The sequence below is a fragment of the Coriobacteriia bacterium genome, from assembly GCA_031292615.1.
GTDB lineage: Bacteria > Actinomycetota > Coriobacteriia > Anaerosomatales > JAAXUF01 > JARLGT01.
Genome location: JARLGT010000059.1, coordinates 1 through 16,940, shown reverse-complemented (window position 1 = coordinate 16,940; position 16,940 = coordinate 1). Strand labels below are relative to the sequence as shown.

The window sequence follows — 16,940 nt, the reverse complement described above, 5'->3', positions numbered from 1 at the left end:
TGTTGTCCAGCTGGCCGGTGGCAAGCTGGAAACGCAGGTTGAACAGCTCGGCACGGGCGTCCTTCAGCTTCTGCAAAAGGTCCGTGTCTTCGAACTCTCTGATTTCTGTGTTCTTCATCTACGCCTCCCCGCCGGACTCGGCACGGGTCACGAACTTGGTCTTGATGGGCAACTTGTGGGCCGCGAGACGCATGGCCTCTTTGGCCACGTCCTCCGGCACACCGGCAATCTCGAACATGATGCGGCCGGGCTTGACGACCGCGACCCACTTCTCGGGATTACCCTTGCCGGAACCCATGCGGGTCTCGGCCGGCTTCTGCGTGATGGGCTTGTCCGGGAAGATGTCGATCCAGACCTTACCGCCACGCTTCATGTAACGAGTCATTGCGATACGAGCGGCTTCGATCTGGCGGTTGGTAATCCACGCCGGCTCGAGTGCCTTGAGCCCGTACTCGCCGAAAGTGACCTTGGTTCCGCCCTTCGCAGATCCCTTGCGGGAGCCACGCTGCACCTTGCGGTGCTTAACGCGCTTCGGCAAAAGCATCTGTGCTATCTCCCTTCACGGCGGGGACGACCCGAGCGAGCGCCTTCGAGTGCGGGCTGCGGGGGTTCCTGACCGGGTAGAACTTCACCGTGATAGACCCACACCTTGACGCCGATGGCGCCCATGGTCGTGCGGGCGGTGGCGGTGCCGTAGTCGATCTTGGCTCGCAGTGTGTGCAGCGGAACGCGGCCCTCGCGATACCACTCGCGGCGACCCATCTCCGCGCCGCCGAGGCGACCGGAGCACTGAATCCTGATACCGAGGGCACCGCTCTTGACCGCCGAGGCAACCGCCTTGCGCATAGCGCGACGGAACGCGACGCGGCCTTCGAGCTGCTCGGCGACGCTCTGAGCGATCAGAACGGCGTCAAGCTCGGGGCGCTTGATCTCGATGATGTTGACGGCAACCGAGCCGCCGGTGATCTTCTCGAGCTCCTTGCGCAGAACGTCGACCTCGGCGCCCTTCTTGCCGATGACGATGCCCGGGCGGGCCGTCCAGAGCTCGACGACGGTCTTGTCACCCTTGCGCTCGATGGTGATCTTGCTCAGCGCAGCGCGCTTGAGGCGCTTGCCGAGAAACGCGCGGATCTTCAGATCGTTCGCCAGTACCTGCGGGTAATCCTTACCGGCGTACCAGCGCGAGCGCCAGTTCTCCGTGATACCCAGACGCAGGCCGATCGGCATTACTTTCTGTCCCATGCGGCTCCTACGCCCCCTCTCGCTGAGTGACGACCACCGTGATGTGGCTCGTACGCTTGTTAATCCGGAACGCACGGCCCATGGCGCGGGGCTGAATGCGCTTGAGGGTCGGACCCTCGTCTACGAACGTCGAGCCGACTATCAGGTCATCCGACTTCAGGTGCAGGTTGCGCTCGGCGTTAGCCACGGCACTGTTCAGCACCTTCTCGACGACTTCTGCCGCAGCGCGAGGCGAGAACCTCAGGATCGCGCGGGCGTCATCGATGGACTTGCCGCGGATGAGATCGACCACCAGTCGGGCCTTGCGCGGGGCTACCCGCACGTAGCGTGCAACTGCCTTCGCTTCCATGTGCTCTACCTCTTGGCTTTCTTGTCCGAGGCCTTGTGACCGCGGAACGTGCGCGTCGGCGAGAACTCGCCGAGCTTGTGGCCAACCATCGACTCGGTCACGTACACCGGGACATGCTTGCGGCCGTCGTGAACGCCGATCGTGTGACCGACCATCTCCGGGAAGATGGTCGAGCTGCGCGACCAGGTCTTGATGACCTTCTTCTCGCCGGCCTCGTTCATCGTGTGAATGCGCTCGAGGAGTCGAGGCTGCACGAACGGGCCCTTCTTCAGGCTTCTGCTCACTGTCGTATCAGCTCCCTACTACTTCTTGCGGCGACGGATGATGAGGCGGCTCGACGCGTTCTTCTTGCTACGCGTGCGATGGCCCTTGGTCGGAACGCCCCACGGAGTAACCGGGTGACGACCGGCGGACTTGTTCTTGCCCTCGCCACCACCATGCGGGTGGTCGACCGGGTTCATGGCCGTACCACGCACGGTCGGGCGCTTGCCCATCCAGCGAGCACGACCGGCCTTGCCGATCTTGATGTTGCCGTGATCCGAGTTGCCGACCTCACCGATGGTGGCTCGGCAGGTAACCAGTACGCGACGCATCTCGGAGGACGGCATACGCAGGATCGCGTAGTCGGACTCCTTGCCCATCAGCTGGATGGACGTTCCCGCCGAGCGAGCCAGAGCCGCACCACGGCCGGGCTGGAGCTCAACGGCGTGCACGACGGTACCGACGGGAATATCGGACAGCGCCAGCGTGTTGCCGGGGCGGATATCCGAGCCAGGACCGCTGGTGATCTTGTCGCCAACCGTGAGGCCCTTCGGTGCCAGGATGTAGCGCTTCTCGCCGTCGGCGTAGTGCAACAGAGCGATGCGCGCCGAGCGGTTCGGGTCGTACTCGATCGTCGCGACCTTGGCCGGCACGCCGTCCTTGGTGCGCTTGAAGTCGATAACGCGGTAGCGACGCTTGTGGCCGCCGCCCTGGTGACGCGTAGTGATGCGCCCGTTGTTGTTGCGGCCACCCTTCTGGGGCAGCGGCTCCAGGAGTGACTTCTCCGGAGTTGTGCTGGTGATCTCCGCGAAGTCGGACACCGTCTGGAAACGGCGACCAGGGGAGGTCGGCTTGTACTGCTTGAGTCCCATCTCATCTCCTTCCGTCCGATTGCCGCTTGTCGCCTGGGACTGGTGGGCTCCATACCCGCCGAGCGACTACGACTCCGGACTACCACGGTGCCGGGCGGCTCCATAGCGAGCCGCGTGCCGACACCCGTCAGCCTCGTTGTGCGAGACCCTTACTAGTGGGCCTGGAAGAACTCGATCGAATCGCCCTCTTTGAGAGCGACAATGGCCTTCTTCCAGTCGCGCGTCTTACCCTTGGCAACCCGCACACGGCGCGGCTTGCCTTTCACGTTCATGGTGTTAACGCTGGTCACGGTCACACCGAAGATCTCGGAGACTGCGTCAGCGATCTGGGGCTTCGTGGCGGTCTTGGCCACCTCGAAGGTGTAGCGGTTGTGCTCGATCATGTCGTAGGACTTCTCCGAGATGACCGGGCGCAGGATGATGTCGCGAGGATCGTACATTAGGACAGCACCCCCTCAAGCCACGTAAGAGCCGGCTTGGCGAACAGCACGGCGGTGTTGTCAACCAGGTCGTACGTGTTGGCCTCGGAAGCCGCGATCACGCGCACCTTGGCGAGATTGCGGAACGAGAGCATCGCGTTGATGTCGTCGTCGGGAACGACGATGGTCACGCGACCGGTGATGCCGAGCGTCTTGAGGATCTCGGCAGCCTGCTTGGCCGAGGGAGTCTCGAACGAGAATCCGTCGACAACGTACAGCGCCTCGTCCGCGAGCTTGGCCGAGAGAGCCGAGCGCATCGCGAGTTTGACGACCTTGTTCTGAACCTTGAAGCCGTAGCTGCGGGGATGCGGTCCGAAGACCACGCCGCCGCCTGCCCACTGCGGGGAGCGGGTCGAGCCCTGACGGGCGCGGCCCGTACCCTTCTGGCGCCACGGCTTCTTGCCGCCGCCAGAGACCTTGCCGCGAGTCAGCGTGTTGTGCGTACCGGCGCGACGCGCGGCCTGCTGGCTGCGCACCACCTGATGTACTGCGAACGTGTTCGGCTCTATGCCGAAGACGCCGTCGGCGAGGTCGGTGCTACCGACCTTCTTGCCGGCAGTGTCTTTGATATCAATCTTGGGCATCTCAGTGTCTCCTTCGGTGTCCGCTACGCCATGCGGATGGTAAGTAGAGCGCCCTTACCACCGGGGACGGCACCCTTGACGATAAGCAGGTTCTGCTCGGAGTCGATCTTGACGACCTCGAGGTTCTTGACCGTGACGGTCTCGGAGCCCATGTGCCCCGGGAGCTTCAGGCCCTTGAACACGCGCGAAGGCGTGGCGCACTGACCGACCGAACCAGGTGCGCGGTGGAAGTGCGAACCGTGTCCACCGGGACCACCCTTGAAGTTGTGACGCTTCATGACGCCGGCAAAGCCCTTACCCTTGCTTGTGCCAGTCACGTGAACCGCCTTGACGTCAGCCAGCGCGTCCACCGTGATCTTCTCGCCAACCTTGAAGTTGTCGCCCTCGCCGAGACGGATCTCGGTCAGGTACTTCTTGGCCTCAACGCGAGCCTTGTCGAAGTGGCCCTGCATCGGCTTGTTGACCTTCTTGGCGTCGCCAAATCCGATCTGCACGGCACGATAGCCGTCGCGCTTCTCGGTCTTTACCTGCGTGACGACGCAGGGGCCAGCCTCGATGACGGTGACAGGCAGAAGCTTGTCATCTTCACTCCAGACCTGGGTCATGCCCAGCTTTCGGCCAAGTATCGTGGTGACCATCTGTTACGTCCTTACCTCGTGCGGTCATGGGACCTGTGTGATGCCCTCGCATCGCATCCCCAGCGGACCGCGCCTTGTGCGCCGACGAACCCTTTCGGGCAGCGACCGACGATTCTACCAGAACTTAGAGCTTGATCTCGATGTCGACGCCGGCCGGAAGGTCGAGTCGCATGAGCGAGTCGACGGTCTTGGGCGTGGGCTCGAGAATGTCGATGAGGCGCTTGTGCGTCTTCATCTCGAACTGCTCGCGGCTGTCCTTGTTCACGTGCGGCGAGCGGATCACGCAGTACAGGCTACGGTCGGTCGGCAGCGGGATGGGTCCCGATACCTTAGCGCCCGTCTTCTGAGCGGTTTCCACGATCAGCTTCGTGGACTGATCCACAATCTCGTGGTCGTAGCCCTTGAGGCGGATCCTGATCTTCTGGTTCGCCAACTCTCTACCCTCCGTAAGTGCGGGTCCCGGAGCCGTTTCGGCGCGGGATTCCGTCGAGTGCCTGGATTAAGCGTTTCCGCCGGACTTGCTTACGATCTCTTCAGCTACCGACTTCGGTACCTGCTCGTACGCCTTGAACTGCATGCTGTATACCGCTCGACCTTGTGTCTTGCTGCGAAGGTCGGTGGAGTAACCGAACATCTCGGACAGCGGCACCTTGGCGCGCACTACCTGTGCGTTGCCGCGGGGCTCCATGCTCTCCATGTGGCCACGACGACGGTTCAGGTCGCCGATGACGTCGCCCATGAAGTCCTCGGGGGTGACGACCTCGACGGCCATCATCGGCTCGAGGAGCACCGGCGAACTCTTGCGCAGGGCCTCCTTGATCGCCATCGAACCGGCGATCTTGAACGCCATCTCCGAGGAGTCGACCTCGTGGTAGCTGCCGTCGATGAGCTGAACCTTGATGTCGACGACCGGGAAGCCGGCCAGAACGCCAGAGCCTAGCGACTCCTGGATGCCCTTGTCGACCGACGGGATGTACTCCTTGGGGATGGATCCACCGGTGGTCTTGTTCTCGAAGACGTAACCAGCACCCGGCTCCTGCGGGAGCAGGTTGATGACGACGTGGCCGTACTGGCCGCGACCACCGGACTGGCGAGCGAACTTCATGTCGACGTGATTGGTCTCGCGGCCAGCAGTCTCGCGGTAAGCGACCTGCGGCTTGCCGACGTTGGCCTCGACCTTGAACTCGCGCAGCAGGCGGTCGACGATGACCTCGAGGTGGAGCTCGCCCATCCCGGCGATGATCGTCTGGCCGGTGTCGGTGTCGGTGCGCACGCGGAAGGTCGGGTCTTCCTCGGCGAGCTTGGCGAGCGCGCCGCCGAGCTTGTCCTGCTCGGCCTTGGTCTTCGGCTCGATCGCGATGTCGATGACCGGATCCGGGAACACCATCGACTCGAGGAGCACCGGAGCGTCCTCGGAGCTGAGCGTGTCACCTGTGGTGGTGTTCTTGAGGCCGACGGCAGCGACGATGTCGCCGGCACGAGCCACGTCGATGTCCTCGCGGTGGTTCGCGTGCATCTGCAACAGACGACCGATGCGCTCCTTGTGGCCCTTGGTCGAGTTCAGCACGTACGAACCCGAATCAAGCTGGCCGGAGTAGACGCGGAAGTAGGTGAGCTTGCCGACGAACGGGTCGGTCATGACCTTGAACGCAAGGGCCGCAAACGGCGCCTTGACGTCGGCGGGACGAGCGACCTCGAGATCGGTCTTGAGGTCGGTACCCCTCATGGCTGGGATGTCGAGCGGCGACGGAAGGAAGTCGACGACCGCGTCGAGAAGCGGCTGTACGCCCTTGTTCTTGAACGAGGCGCCGCAGACGACCGGAGTCATCGTGTTGCCGATACAGGCGGCGCGAATTGCGGCCTTGATCTCGTCAGCCGTGATCTCCTCTTCTTCGAGGAACTTCATCATCAGCGCGTCGTCAGACTCCGAGGCCGCCTCGATCATGTCGTGGCGGTACATCTCGGCCTCTTCGACGAGCTCGGCGGGGATCGGACCTTCGGTGGGGTTGATGCCCTTGTCGTCCTCGTTGAAGAAGATGGCGTGCATCTCGATGAGGTCAATGATGCCGTGGAACGTGTCCTCGGCGCCGATTGGGAGCTGAATCGGCACGGCACGAGTGCCGAGACGTGTCTTCATCATGTCGATGACGTTGTAGAAGTCGGCGCCCGAGCGGTCCATCTTGTTGATGTAGGCGATACGCGGGACACCGTAGGTGTCAGCCTGTCGCCAGACCGTCTCGGACTGCGGCTCGACGCCACCGACGGCGCACAGAACCATGACGGCGCCGTCCAGAACGCGCAACGAACGCTCGACCTCGACCGTGAAGTCGACGTGGCCAGGCGTGTCGATGATCTGGATGCGATGGTCGCGCCAGAACGCAGTCGTCGCAGCAGACGTGATCGTGATGCCGCGCTCCTGCTCCTGGACCATCCAGTCCATAGTGGCAGCACCGTCATGGACCTCGCCGATCTTGTGCGTCTTGCCTGTGTAATACAGGACGCGCTCGGTCGTCGTGGTCTTACCGGCGTCGATGTGAGCCATGATCCCGATGTTGCGGGTCATAGGAAGTGAGTACTGCTGAGTAGCCATGAAGCTCGTGACCTCTATCTCGTCAGCGGGATAAGAGCAGTGTTACCAGCGGTAGTGCGAGAAGGCACGGTTGGACTCGGCCATCTTGAACAGGTCCTCACGGCGCTTGACCGAGGAGCCGGTTCCGTTTGCGGCGTCCATGATCTCGCCGGCAAGGCGCTCAGCCATCGTCTTCTCACGACGCTTGCGCGAGAAGGTGACGACCCAACGGATGGCGAGCGTGGTCGAACGGCGAGAGTTGACCTCGACCGGGACCTGGTACGTCGCGCCACCGACACGCTTCGGGCGAACCTCAAGCGTCGGACGGACGTTGTCCATGGCCTTCTTAAAGGTGGCCAGCGGATCGGCGGCGGTCTTCTGCTCGATGATGTCGAAGGCGCCGTAGACGATGTTCTCGGCGGTCGACTTCTTGCCGTCCAGCAGGATCTTGTTGATCAGCTGCGTGACGAGCCTGTTGTTGTAAACGCTGTCGGGGGCGATTTCACGCCTGACAGCAGCTGCGCGCCTGGGCATACCTGTTCTCCTCTACCCTCAGGTTGAATCTCTGGATAAGCCGCGGCGGTCTCGGCCGTCAGCTTGATCCAAGTGCTATTTCTTGGGCTTCTTGGCGCCGTAGCGCGAGCGCGCCTGAGCGCGATTGTTCACTGCTGCGCAGTCGAGCGCGGCACGGATGATCTTGTAGCGAACACCCGGGAGGTCCTTAACACGGCCGCCACGCACGAGCACGATGCTGTGCTCCTGCAGGTTGTGGCCGATGCCCGGGATGTAGGCGGTGACCTCCATACCGTTGGTCAGACGAACGCGGGCGACCTTACGCAGCGCCGAGTTCGGCTTCTTGGGGGTGGTGGTGTACACGCGGGTACACACACCACGCTTCTGCGGGTTCCCCTTGAGAGCCGGCGTCTTGCTCTTCTCGACTGCCTGCTTGCGGCCCTTGCGGACCAGCTGGTTGATTGTAGGCAACGCTACACTCCTTCGTTAAACGTATCGTGCTCGTCCTCTTGGGCCGACGCGCCCTCGCGCTAATCTCCCAAGCATGAAGTCACAAGGTGGCACTCTACACATCCGTCCGATGCGTGTCAAACACAACGCGTCCGGGCGTATCTACTGTTTCAGCCCCCTGCCGAGACACATAGGCGCCCCCACCAGAAGCTCGGTGGGGGCGCCTCGTTGCTAGCACTCGCTAGGAGAGAACCGCCAGGCCGTTGGCCTCGAGGCCTTCCTTCAACTCTTCAACCGCCTTCTGCCCCACGCCCGGCAGGCTCAGCAGGTCGTCTTCGCTCTTGCCGCGCAGGTCAGCGACGGTCTCGATGCCGGCCTCGGCGAACTTATTGACCCAGCGGGTCGACACGCCAACGTCGGTCAGCGTCAGAGCGGAAAGCTCCTCGGCCGGAGACATCTCGATCTCCTCGATCACGGTCTCGTCCTCGGCGGACGGAAGTTCGGCGTTGGGGTCGAACGTCATACCCGTGAAGGCAGAGACGTCGATGTCGCCCTCTTCCAGATCCAGATCGGCGAACGCGCTCTCGAAGTCAGCCTCGGACAGCGAAGTCGGCTCCGGTGCTACCGGCAGCAAGGCTTCGATCTCCTTGAGCTCCTCGGGCGCCCAGTCGGGCAGCGGACCCTCGGCGGGCGTCTCGGCCTCGATGTGCTGGCCCTTGTAGGTGAGCTTCACGTTGCGGTAGCGCTTCATGCCGGTAGCTGCCGGGATGAGCTTACCGATGATGACGTTCTCCTTCAGGCCGAGCACGTGGTCTTCCTTGCCGGCGATAGCGGCGTCGGTTAGCACGCGCGTCGTCTCCTGGAAGGACGCAGCAGACAGGTAGCTGTCCGTGGCCAGCGAGGCCTTCGTGATACCCAGCAGCGTGGGCGAGCCATTCGCGGGCTCGCCACCTGAAGCGATGGCTGCCGCGTTGGACTCGGCGAACACGAGGCGGTCGGCAAGCTGACCAGGCAGCCAGTCGGTGTCACCAGGCTCCATGACCGAGACCTTGCGAAGCATCTGACGGCTGATGACTTCGATGTGCTTGTCGTTGATGTCGACGCCCTGCGAACGGTACACGTCCTGTACCTGCTCGACGATGTAGCGAAGCGTCTCGTTCGGGCCCTTGAGGTGCAGCAGGTCGTGGGGGTTCACCGAACCCTTGGTGAGCTGCTGGCCGAGCTCAACGGTTGCGCCATCGACGGTACCGGCGAGAAGCGTGGCGCGGCGAGAAACCGTATAGACCTTCTCGGCGCCTTCGTCGTCGGTGATGGTCAGCGTGCGCGTCTTGTCCTCGTTCGTGACGGTCAGCTTGCCTGCGGCCTCGGCAAGGACTGCCTGGCCCTTCGGCTTGCGGGCCTCGAAGAGTTCCGTGACACGCGGGAGGCCGTGGGTGATGTCCTCACCCGCGACGCCACCGGTGTGGAACGTACGCATGGTCAGCTGGGTACCAGGCTCGCCGATCGACTGGGCGGCGATGATGCCCACGGCGGTGCCGATGTCGACGGGGCGGCTGCTGGCAAGATCCCAGCCGTAGCACGCCTGGCAGATACCGTGCTTTGCGTGGCAGGTCATGACTGTACGACCGACGATGGTCGTGACGCCCTTTTCGCGCAGCTCGTCGAGCTCAGCGTCGGAGCTGATGTACTCGCCGGCCTCCAAAACGATCTCGCCCGTCTCGGCGCTGACCGCGGGCTCGAGCAGGCAGCGACCAACAAGGTTGTGGTCGGTGTTGCCGTCGTCCTTGACCAGTGCGAATGCGACGCCTTCGTCGGTACCACAGTCCAGCTCGCGGACGATGACGTCCTGAGCAACGTCGACCAGGCGGCGGGTCAAGTAGCCCGAGTCGGCCGTACGCAGCGCGGTGTCGGCGAGACCCTTGCGGGCACCGTGCGTCGAGATGAAGTACTCGAGAACGGTGAGGCCTTCGCGGAAGTTCGCCTTGATCGGGCGGTCGATGATGTCGCCCTTCGGGTTCGCCATGAGGCCTCGCATACCAGCCAGCTGGCGGATCTGCTTGATGTTACCTCGGGCGCCTGAGTACGCCATCATGTAGATAGGGTTGAACTTGTCGAAGCTCTTGCCCATCGCCTCGCCGACGTCCTCGTTGGCGCGCGTCCAGATCTCGACGATCTGGCGGTGACGCTCGTCGCGCGTGATGAGGCCGTCCTCGTACTGCGTCTCGACCTTGGCGACGAGTTCGTCGGCCGCGGCAAGAATCGCGGGCTTCTCCTTGGGGATGATGGCGTCGTATACCGACACCGTGACTCCGGCGCGCGTGGCGTAGTGGAATCCGAGGCGCTTGAGTTCGTCCAGGATCATGGCCATACGAGTAGTGGAGTACTTGACGGAGCAATCCTCAACGATGCGGCCGATGCCCTTCTTGTCAACCTCGTGGTTGATGAAGGGGTAGTCGTCCGGCAGACCGCGGTTGAACGTAATGCGACCAACGGTCGTCTCGATGCGCTCGCCAGCCTTCTTCTCTTCGAAGACGTTCGGCGAAAGCTCTACGACCGTATCGTTGAGCAGGCGAATGTGCACCTGGGCCTGAAGGTCCAGACCGCTACGCGAGTCGTAGGCCAGAATGGCTTCCTCGGCGCTGTAGAACGAACGGCCTTCGCCCTCGATGGGCCTTTCGGGCGTACTCGGACGATCGGCCGTCAGGTAGTACAGACCGATAACCATGTCCTGCGTCGGCGTGGTCAGCGGACGACCGTGCGCCGGCGACTTCACGTTGTTGGCCGAAAGCATCAGGATGCGGGCCTCGGCCTGCGCCTCAGTGGAGAGCGGCAGGTGGACGGCCATCTGGTCGCCGTCGAAGTCGGCGTTAAACGCCGTGCAGACGAGCGGGTGGATGCGGATGGCCTTGCCCTCGACCAGAATCGGCTCGAAGGCCTGGATGCCCAGTCGGTGCAGCGTAGGCGCGCGGTTAAGCATGACGGGGTGCTCCCGGATGACCTCTTCGAGGACGTCCCACACCACGTCGCGCGAGCGGTCGACCATACGCTTGGCGCTCTTGATGTTCTGCGCGTGGTCGAGGTCGACCAGGCGCTTCATGACGAACGGCTTGAACAGCTCCAGAGCCATCTTCTTGGGAAGACCGCACTGGTGCAAGCGAAGCTCCGGACCAACGACGATGACCGAACGGCCAGAGTAGTCGACTCGCTTGCCCAGCAGGTTCTGGCGGAAGCGGCCCTGCTTGCCCTTGAGCATGTCCGAGATGGACTTCAGGGGACGGTTGCCGGGGCCCGTAACGGGGCGACCACGACGGCCGTTGTCGAACAGTGCGTCGACGGCCTCTTGAAGCATGCGCTTCTCGTTGTTGACGATGATCTCGGGCGCGCCGAGGTCCAGAAGCCGCTTGAGGCGGTTGTTCCGGTTGATGACGCGACGATATAGGTCGTTGAGGTCAGACGTGGCGAAGCGGCCACCGTCGAGCTGGACCATCGGGCGCAGGTCCGGCGGAATCACCGGTACGGCGTCCAGGATCATCCACTCAGGACGGTTGTTGCTCTTGTTCAGGGCATCGACGACCTTCAGACGCTTGATGGCCTTCTGGCGCTTCTGACCCTTGCCGTCGCGAATCATGACGCGAAGCTCGTCCGAGAGAGCCTCGAGGTCGAGCTGGGCCAGAAGGTCCTTGACGGCCTCAGCACCCATGCCACCGCGGAAGTAGTCGCCGAAGCGCAGCTTCATCTCGCGATAGAGCGTCTCGTCGTTGATCAGCGTCTTGACCGACAGCTTCACGAAGGTGTCGAAGGCCTCCTGGAAGAGCGCCTTGCGATCGGCGTACTCCTCCTCGATGTCCTTGATGTCACGCTCGGCGTCCTTGTTGATCTTCTTGACGCGATCCTCGGCCGGCGTCTCGTCGTCGGCGTCGTCGCCCTCTTCGGGATCGGCTTCGCCGCGAGCGACCGCGATGAGGCGGTCACGCTCGGTGCCAACCTCTTCGAGCTCTTCCTTCATCTCGGCGTCGAGCTGCTCGAGGTCGGCCGTCAGCTCATCCTTGAGCATGGCGAGATCGGCCTCGCGATCCTCCTCGTTGACCGAGGTGATGATCGACGACGCGAAGTAGAGAACCTTCTCGAGGTCCTTGGGGGCGATGTCGAGCAGGTAACCCATGCGCGACGGAACGCCCTTGAAGTACCAGATGTGGCTGACGGGCGCGGCGAGCTCGATGTGGCCCATACGGTCACGACGTACTTTGGCGCGAGTTACCTCGACGCCGCAGCGCTCGCACACGATGCCCTTGAAGCGCACGCGCTTGTACTTGCCGCAGTAGCACTCCCAGTCCTTGGTCGGGCCAAAGATCTTCTCGCAGAAGAGTCCGTCCTTCTCAGGCTTGAGCGTGCGGTAGTTGATGGTCTCGGGCTTCTTGACCTCGCCGCGTGACCACTGACGAATCTGCTCCGAGCTTGCAAGCCCGATGCGGAGTCGATCGAAATTGTTTACATCGACGTCGAGCACTAGTTACTCCTCCTCGTCCGTCGGAAGATCTGCAGCGACTTCGGTAAGCCCGCCCAGATCCAGTGCAGACACATCACTCTCAAGGAGCTGCTCGAGCGCGTCGACCGTGTCGATCTCCGGCGAGCCCTCGTCCTCGACGCCCAAGTTCAGGCCGAGCTCCTCGGCGGTCTTGAAGATGTCCTCATCCTCTTCGCGCAGCTCGATCTCCTCGCCGCTCTCGCCGAGAATCTCGACGTCGAGGCAGAGGCTCTGCATCTCCTTGACGAGAACCTTGAAGCTCTCAGGGATGCCCGGCTCGGGGATGTTCTCGCCCTTGACGATGGCCTCGTATGCTTTGACGCGGCCGAGGATGTCGTCGGACTTGATCGTGAGGATCTCCTGTAGCACGTAGGCCGCGCCGTAGGCGTAGAGCGCCCAGACTTCCATCTCGCCGAAACGCTGACCGCCGAACTGCGCCTTACCACCGAGCGGCTGCTGGGTGATGAGCGAGTACGGACCGGTCGAACGAGCGTGGATCTTGTCGTCGACCAGGTGCAAAAGCTTCAGGATGTAGATCTGGCCCACGGTGATCGGCTCGCGGAACGGCTCGCCGGTACGGCCGTCCGTCAGGACGGTCTTGCCGGTACGAGACAGGCTCGGCACGATCGCATCGAGGGTCTTCTTGCCATAGCGCTCGGCATGCTTGAGCACGAGGTTCTTATTCGCGGCTTCGATGACGTCCGAGATCTCGGACTCGCGGGCACCGTCGAACACCGGCGTTGCAACCGGCATCGGACCCTGCGCCGCGGTCTTGGCCTTGGGGTCGTCGTTCCAACCCACACCAGCTGCCCAGCCGAGATGCGTCTCGAGCAGCTGCCCGATGTTCATTCGCGACGGGACGCCGAGCGGGTTGAGGATGACGTCCACCGGCGTGCCGTCGGCCAGGAAGGGCATGTCCTCGATTGGGAGGATCTTGGAGATGACACCCTTGTTTCCGTGACGGCCGGCGAGCTTGTCGCCCTCTTGGATCTTGCGCTTCTGAGCCACGTACACGCGCACGAGCTCGTTGACGCCCGGGGACAGATCGTCGCCGGCGTCGCGCGAGAACTTGCGGACTGCGATGACGCGACCCTGTTCGCCGTGCGGCACCTTGAGTGACGTGTCGCGGACCTCGCGAGCCTTCTCACCGAAGATGGCGCGCAAGAGGCGCTCTTCGGCAGTGAGCTCGGTCTCGCCCTTCGGCGTGACTTTGCCGACGAGAACGTCGCCTGGGAAGACCTCGGCGCCGATACGGATGATGCCGTCATCGTCGCGGTTGGCCAGGACGTCTTCGCCGACGTTAGGAATCTCGCGGGTGATCTCTTCCGGTCCGAGCTTGGTATCGCGAGCCTCGACCTCGTACTCCTCGATGTGCACCGAGGTGAGAAGGTCTTCCTTCACGATGCGCTCGGAAAGGATGATCGCGTCCTCGTAGTTGTAGCCCTCCCACGGCATGAACGCGACGAGGAGGTTCTGACCGAGGGCAAGCTCGCCCTGCTCGGTCGAGGGACCGTCGGCAAGTACGTCGCCGGCACGGTCGCCCTTGGGACCCATCACGACGTCACCTTCGACGACGATGGGCTTGTGGTTGATGCAGGTGCCCTGGTTGCTGCGCATGAACTTAGGCAGGTGATACTCGTCCAGCGAGCCATCCTCGGCGCGAACCGAGATGGTCAGCGCGTCGACGCTCTCCACGACGCCCGAACGACGAGCCGTGATGATCTCACCGGTATCGACGGCGGCGCGGTGCTCCATGCCGGTACCAACCAGCGGTGCCGAGGGCTTGAGCAACGGGACAGCCTGACGCTGCATGTTCGAGCCCATGAGGGCACGGTTTGCGTCGTCGTGCTCGAGGAACGGAATGAGAGCCGTCGCCACCGACACCATCTGGCGCGGGGAAACGTCCATGTAGCCGACCTCGAGGGGCAGCTTTTCTTCCGGCTCGCCGAAGTCGCCGCTCGAGCTCATGACTCGGCAGAGGACCTTCGGGTTGGCGAACTTGCCGGTCTTCGGGTCGAACGGCTCGTTAGCCTGGGCGATGACATGCTTCTCTTCCTCATCAGCGGTGAGGTAGAAGATCTCGTCGGTGACCTTGCCCTTCGTGACCGCGCGATACGGGGTCTCGATGAAGCCGTACGGGTTGATGCGGGCGAACGTGGCGAGCGAGCCGATCAGGCCGATGTTCGGACCTTCAGGCGTCTCGATCGGGCACATGCGGCCGTAGTGGCTCGGGTGCACGTCGCGGACTTCGAAGCCCGCACGCTCACGCGAAAGACCGCCAGGTCCCAGCGCCGACAGGCGACGCTTGTGGGTAAGACCGGCGACCGGGTTGGTCTGGTCCATGAACTGCGAGAGCTGGCTCGAACCGAAGAACTCCTTGATGGAGGCGACGATCGGCCTGATGTTGATGAGCGACTGCGGCGTGATCTCGTCGACATCCTGGGTCGTCATGCGCTCGCGCACGACGCGCTCCATGCGAGCAAGACCGATCCTGAACTGGTTCTGAATCAGCTCGCCTACCGATCGGATGCGGCGATTGCCGAAGTGGTCGATGTCGTCGACGTGGGCGTCGCCAGTGCCTTCCCAGAGTTGCACGAGATAGGCGATGGCAGCCTTGATGTCTTCCGGCGTCAGCGTGGACTGCTCGTCAGGAAGGCTCAGGCCCAGCTTCTTATTGACCTTGTAGCGGCCAACCTTGGCCAGGTCGTAGCGCTGCGGATTGAAGAACAAGCCGTCGAGCAGCGCACGAGCGGACTCGACCGTGGGGGGCTCGCCCGGACGCAAGCGCTTGTAGATCTCGATGAGCGCCTCTTCGCGCGTCTCGGTGAAGTCGCGCTCGAGGGTGCGCTGAATAGCCTCGGAGTTGCCGAACAACTCGAGGATCTCTTCGCGGGTCTCGGCGAGGCCGAGCGCCTTGAGCAGCACGGTGGCCGGCTGCTTGCGCTTGCGGTCAACGCGCACCGAAACGACGTCGCGGCGGTCGGTCTCAAGTTCGAGCCATGCGCCACGCGCCGGGATGACCTTCGCGGTGTAGATGATCTTGTCGCTCGTCTTATCGAGCTCCTCGGCGTAGTACACGCCGGGAGAACGGACGAGCTGCGAGACCACAACACGCTCGGTGCCGTTGATGACGAAGGTGCCGCGATCTGTCATGAGCGGGAAGTCGCCCATAAAGACCTGCTGCTCCTTGATCTCACCGGTCTCTTTGTTGATAAAACGCACCTCTACGAAGAGGGGCGCCTGGTAGGACATGTCCTTTTCCTTGCACTCCTCTACGGAGTACTTGGGGTCGCCGAACTCATGAGCACCGAACTCGACTGCGAGCGTTCCGGTGAAGTCCTCGATAGGCGAGATGTCGTGAAACGTCTCGCTCAAACCGTCCTCTAGAAACCACTTGAAGCTATCGCGCTGAAGCGCAATCAGGTTTGGGACTTCGAGAACCTCAGGGATCTTGGCGAAGCTACGGCGCTCGCGCCGATCGGCGCTGACGACGGGGGAACCTTCTCCGCGTGGCACCAGGCGATTCCTCCTTCTGAGGGTGGGAAGCTGCCGACAATAGTCGCAAAAATACAGGATAGTCAACACCCCTGAGGGTGTCAACGACTATCTATCGGCCTGACAAGCGGCACGAAAGGCCGGGACCATGCTTGGCCCCGGCCTTCGTGCATCGGTGGTCCCTGCGGGTGCAGGTACCACCGAGTCGAAAACAGGTGGAGCGAACTTACTTGACGGCGACGGTGGCGCCGGCTTCCTTGAGCTTGTCGGCGGCCTCGTCGGCCTTCTCCTTCGCGGCACCCTCGAGGACGGCCTTGGGGGCACCCTCGACGACGTCCTTGGCCTCTTTCAGGCCAAGACCGGTGAGCTCGCGGACGACCTTGATGACGGCGATCTTGTTGTCGCCGAAGCTCTCGAGGACGACGTCGAACGCGGTCTGCTCCTCGGCCGGAGCGGCCTCAGCGGCGCCACCGGCGGCGGCGACAGCAACGGGAGCGGCGGCGGAGACGCCGAACGTCTCCTCCATCATCTTGACGAGCTCGGCCAGCTCAAGCGCCGGCTTTACCTTGATAGCCTCGAGAATCTCTTCATTCGTAAGAGCAGACATGCTGGGACTCCTTCTTGTTCACTTCCTGCACCACGGCCTCGCCGAGGAGCAGATTCTCTACTGACGAGTGCCGGGTTATGCGGCGGCCTTCTGATCCGCAACCGCTTGCACGGTGCGGGCGAACGCTTCGGTCGGGCCGTTGAGGACGCGAGCGAAGCCAACGATCGGGTTGAGCATCGTGCCGAGCAGCTTGGCGATGAGCTCCTCGCGAGACGGAAGCGTCGCGATGGCCCTGACGCTATCGGCGTCAACGACCTGGTTCTCAACGAGCCCACCCTTGAGCTCGAGGGCCTTGTGCTCCTTCGCAAACTGCGTAAGGACCTTGGCCGGGGCCACGGGATCCTCACCACCGAAGA

17 protein-coding genes are annotated in these 16,940 nt (G+C 63.0%); all 17 read right to left on the bottom strand.

Features of this window, described 5'->3' with window-relative positions; all coding sequences use genetic code 11:
• On the bottom strand, window positions 1-118 hold a 118-nt coding region (gene rpmC, locus P4L93_05435; protein MDR3686377.1), incomplete at its 3' end, for a 50S ribosomal protein L29.
• Window positions 119-544, bottom strand: coding sequence for a 50S ribosomal protein L16 (rplP, locus tag P4L93_05430; protein MDR3686376.1), 426 nt, complete (start codon window positions 542-544; stop codon window positions 119-121).
• A 5-nt stretch (window positions 545-549) separates the two neighbouring features.
• Window positions 550-1,242 (bottom strand): 30S ribosomal protein S3, encoded by a 693-nt coding sequence (gene rpsC, locus P4L93_05425; protein ID MDR3686375.1) that lies wholly within the window; start codon window positions 1,240-1,242, stop codon window positions 550-552.
• A gap of 7 nt (window positions 1,243-1,249) precedes the next feature.
• Window positions 1,250-1,591 (bottom strand): 50S ribosomal protein L22, encoded by a 342-nt coding sequence (gene rplV, locus P4L93_05420; GenBank protein MDR3686374.1) that lies wholly within the window; start codon window positions 1,589-1,591, stop codon window positions 1,250-1,252.
• Window positions 1,592-1,596: 5 nt separating this feature from the next.
• A complete protein-coding gene (rpsS, locus tag P4L93_05415; GenBank protein MDR3686373.1) occupies window positions 1,597-1,875 on the bottom strand; it encodes a 30S ribosomal protein S19 in 279 nt (92 codons plus the stop codon).
• Window positions 1,876-1,893: 18 nt separating this feature from the next.
• Window positions 1,894-2,724 carry a 50S ribosomal protein L2 gene (gene rplB, locus P4L93_05410; GenBank protein ID MDR3686372.1) on the bottom strand — a complete coding sequence of 277 codons (831 nt, stop codon included), beginning with the start codon at window positions 2,722-2,724 and terminating at the stop codon, window positions 1,894-1,896.
• A gap of 152 nt (window positions 2,725-2,876) precedes the next feature.
• Window positions 2,877-3,164 (bottom strand): 50S ribosomal protein L23, encoded by a 288-nt coding sequence (gene rplW / locus P4L93_05405; GenBank protein ID MDR3686371.1) that lies wholly within the window; start codon window positions 3,162-3,164, stop codon window positions 2,877-2,879.
• Window positions 3,164-3,787: a 50S ribosomal protein L4 gene (rplD, locus tag P4L93_05400; protein ID MDR3686370.1), complete on the bottom strand. Its 624-nt coding sequence runs from the start codon at window positions 3,785-3,787 to the stop codon at window positions 3,164-3,166. The genes rplW and rplD overlap by 1 nt, the downstream gene beginning before the upstream one ends.
• Window positions 3,788-3,810: 23 nt before the next feature.
• Window positions 3,811-4,425 (bottom strand): 50S ribosomal protein L3, encoded by a 615-nt coding sequence (gene rplC, locus P4L93_05395; protein ID MDR3686369.1) that lies wholly within the window; start codon window positions 4,423-4,425, stop codon window positions 3,811-3,813.
• Between the two features lie 124 nt (window positions 4,426-4,549).
• Window positions 4,550-4,858 (bottom strand): 30S ribosomal protein S10, encoded by a 309-nt coding sequence (gene rpsJ / locus P4L93_05390; GenBank protein MDR3686368.1) that lies wholly within the window; start codon window positions 4,856-4,858, stop codon window positions 4,550-4,552.
• A gap of 66 nt (window positions 4,859-4,924) precedes the next feature.
• A complete protein-coding gene (gene fusA, locus P4L93_05385) occupies window positions 4,925-7,015 on the bottom strand; it encodes an elongation factor G (GenBank protein ID MDR3686367.1) in 2,091 nt (696 codons plus the stop codon).
• A gap of 42 nt (window positions 7,016-7,057) precedes the next feature.
• Complete coding sequence (rpsG, locus tag P4L93_05380) at window positions 7,058-7,528, bottom strand: 30S ribosomal protein S7 (GenBank protein MDR3686366.1); 471 nt, start codon at window positions 7,526-7,528, stop codon at window positions 7,058-7,060.
• Between the two features lie 75 nt (window positions 7,529-7,603).
• Window positions 7,604-7,978, bottom strand: coding sequence for a 30S ribosomal protein S12 (gene rpsL / locus P4L93_05375; protein ID MDR3686365.1), 375 nt, complete (start codon window positions 7,976-7,978; stop codon window positions 7,604-7,606).
• A gap of 220 nt (window positions 7,979-8,198) precedes the next feature.
• Window positions 8,199-12,464, bottom strand: a complete 4,266-nt coding sequence (locus P4L93_05370) for a DNA-directed RNA polymerase subunit beta' (protein ID MDR3686364.1) — start codon at window positions 12,462-12,464, stop codon at window positions 8,199-8,201.
• 3 nt (window positions 12,465-12,467) lie between these two features.
• Window positions 12,468-15,998: a DNA-directed RNA polymerase subunit beta gene (locus tag P4L93_05365; GenBank protein MDR3686363.1), complete on the bottom strand. Its 3,531-nt coding sequence runs from the start codon at window positions 15,996-15,998 to the stop codon at window positions 12,468-12,470.
• A gap of 205 nt (window positions 15,999-16,203) precedes the next feature.
• Entirely contained in the window at window positions 16,204-16,584 is a 381-nt protein-coding gene (gene rplL / locus P4L93_05360; protein ID MDR3686362.1) for a 50S ribosomal protein L7/L12, read from the bottom strand.
• Window positions 16,585-16,659: 75 nt separating this feature from the next.
• A partial coding sequence (rplJ, locus tag P4L93_05355) for a 50S ribosomal protein L10 (protein MDR3686361.1) occupies window positions 16,660-16,940 on the bottom strand: 281 nt, incomplete at its 5' end.

Bases quoted from the DNA above. Each gene is read 5' to 3' on its own strand.
- rplV (MDR3686374.1), bottom strand. From the start codon at position 1,591: ATGGAAGCGAAGGCAGTTGCACGCTACGTGCGGGTAGCCCCGCGCAAG.
- rplW (MDR3686371.1), bottom strand. From the start codon at position 3,164: ATGTACGATCCTCGCGACATCATCCTGCGCCCGGTCATCTCGGAGAAG.
- fusA (MDR3686367.1), bottom strand. From the start codon at position 7,015: ATGGCTACTCAGCAGTACTCACTTCCTATGACCCGCAACATCGGGATC.
- rplC (MDR3686369.1), bottom strand. From the start codon at position 4,425: ATGGTCACCACGATACTTGGCCGAAAGCTGGGCATGACCCAGGTCTGG.
- rplB (MDR3686372.1), bottom strand. From the start codon at position 2,724: ATGGGACTCAAGCAGTACAAGCCGACCTCCCCTGGTCGCCGTTTCCAG.
- rplL (MDR3686362.1), bottom strand. From the start codon at position 16,584: ATGTCTGCTCTTACGAATGAAGAGATTCTCGAGGCTATCAAGGTAAAG.
- rplP (MDR3686376.1), bottom strand. From the start codon at position 544: ATGCTTTTGCCGAAGCGCGTTAAGCACCGCAAGGTGCAGCGTGGCTCC.
- rpsC (MDR3686375.1), bottom strand. From the start codon at position 1,242: ATGGGACAGAAAGTAATGCCGATCGGCCTGCGTCTGGGTATCACGGAG.
- rpsG (MDR3686366.1), bottom strand. From the start codon at position 7,528: ATGCCCAGGCGCGCAGCTGCTGTCAGGCGTGAAATCGCCCCCGACAGC.
- rplD (MDR3686370.1), bottom strand. From the start codon at position 3,787: ATGCCCAAGATTGATATCAAAGACACTGCCGGCAAGAAGGTCGGTAGC.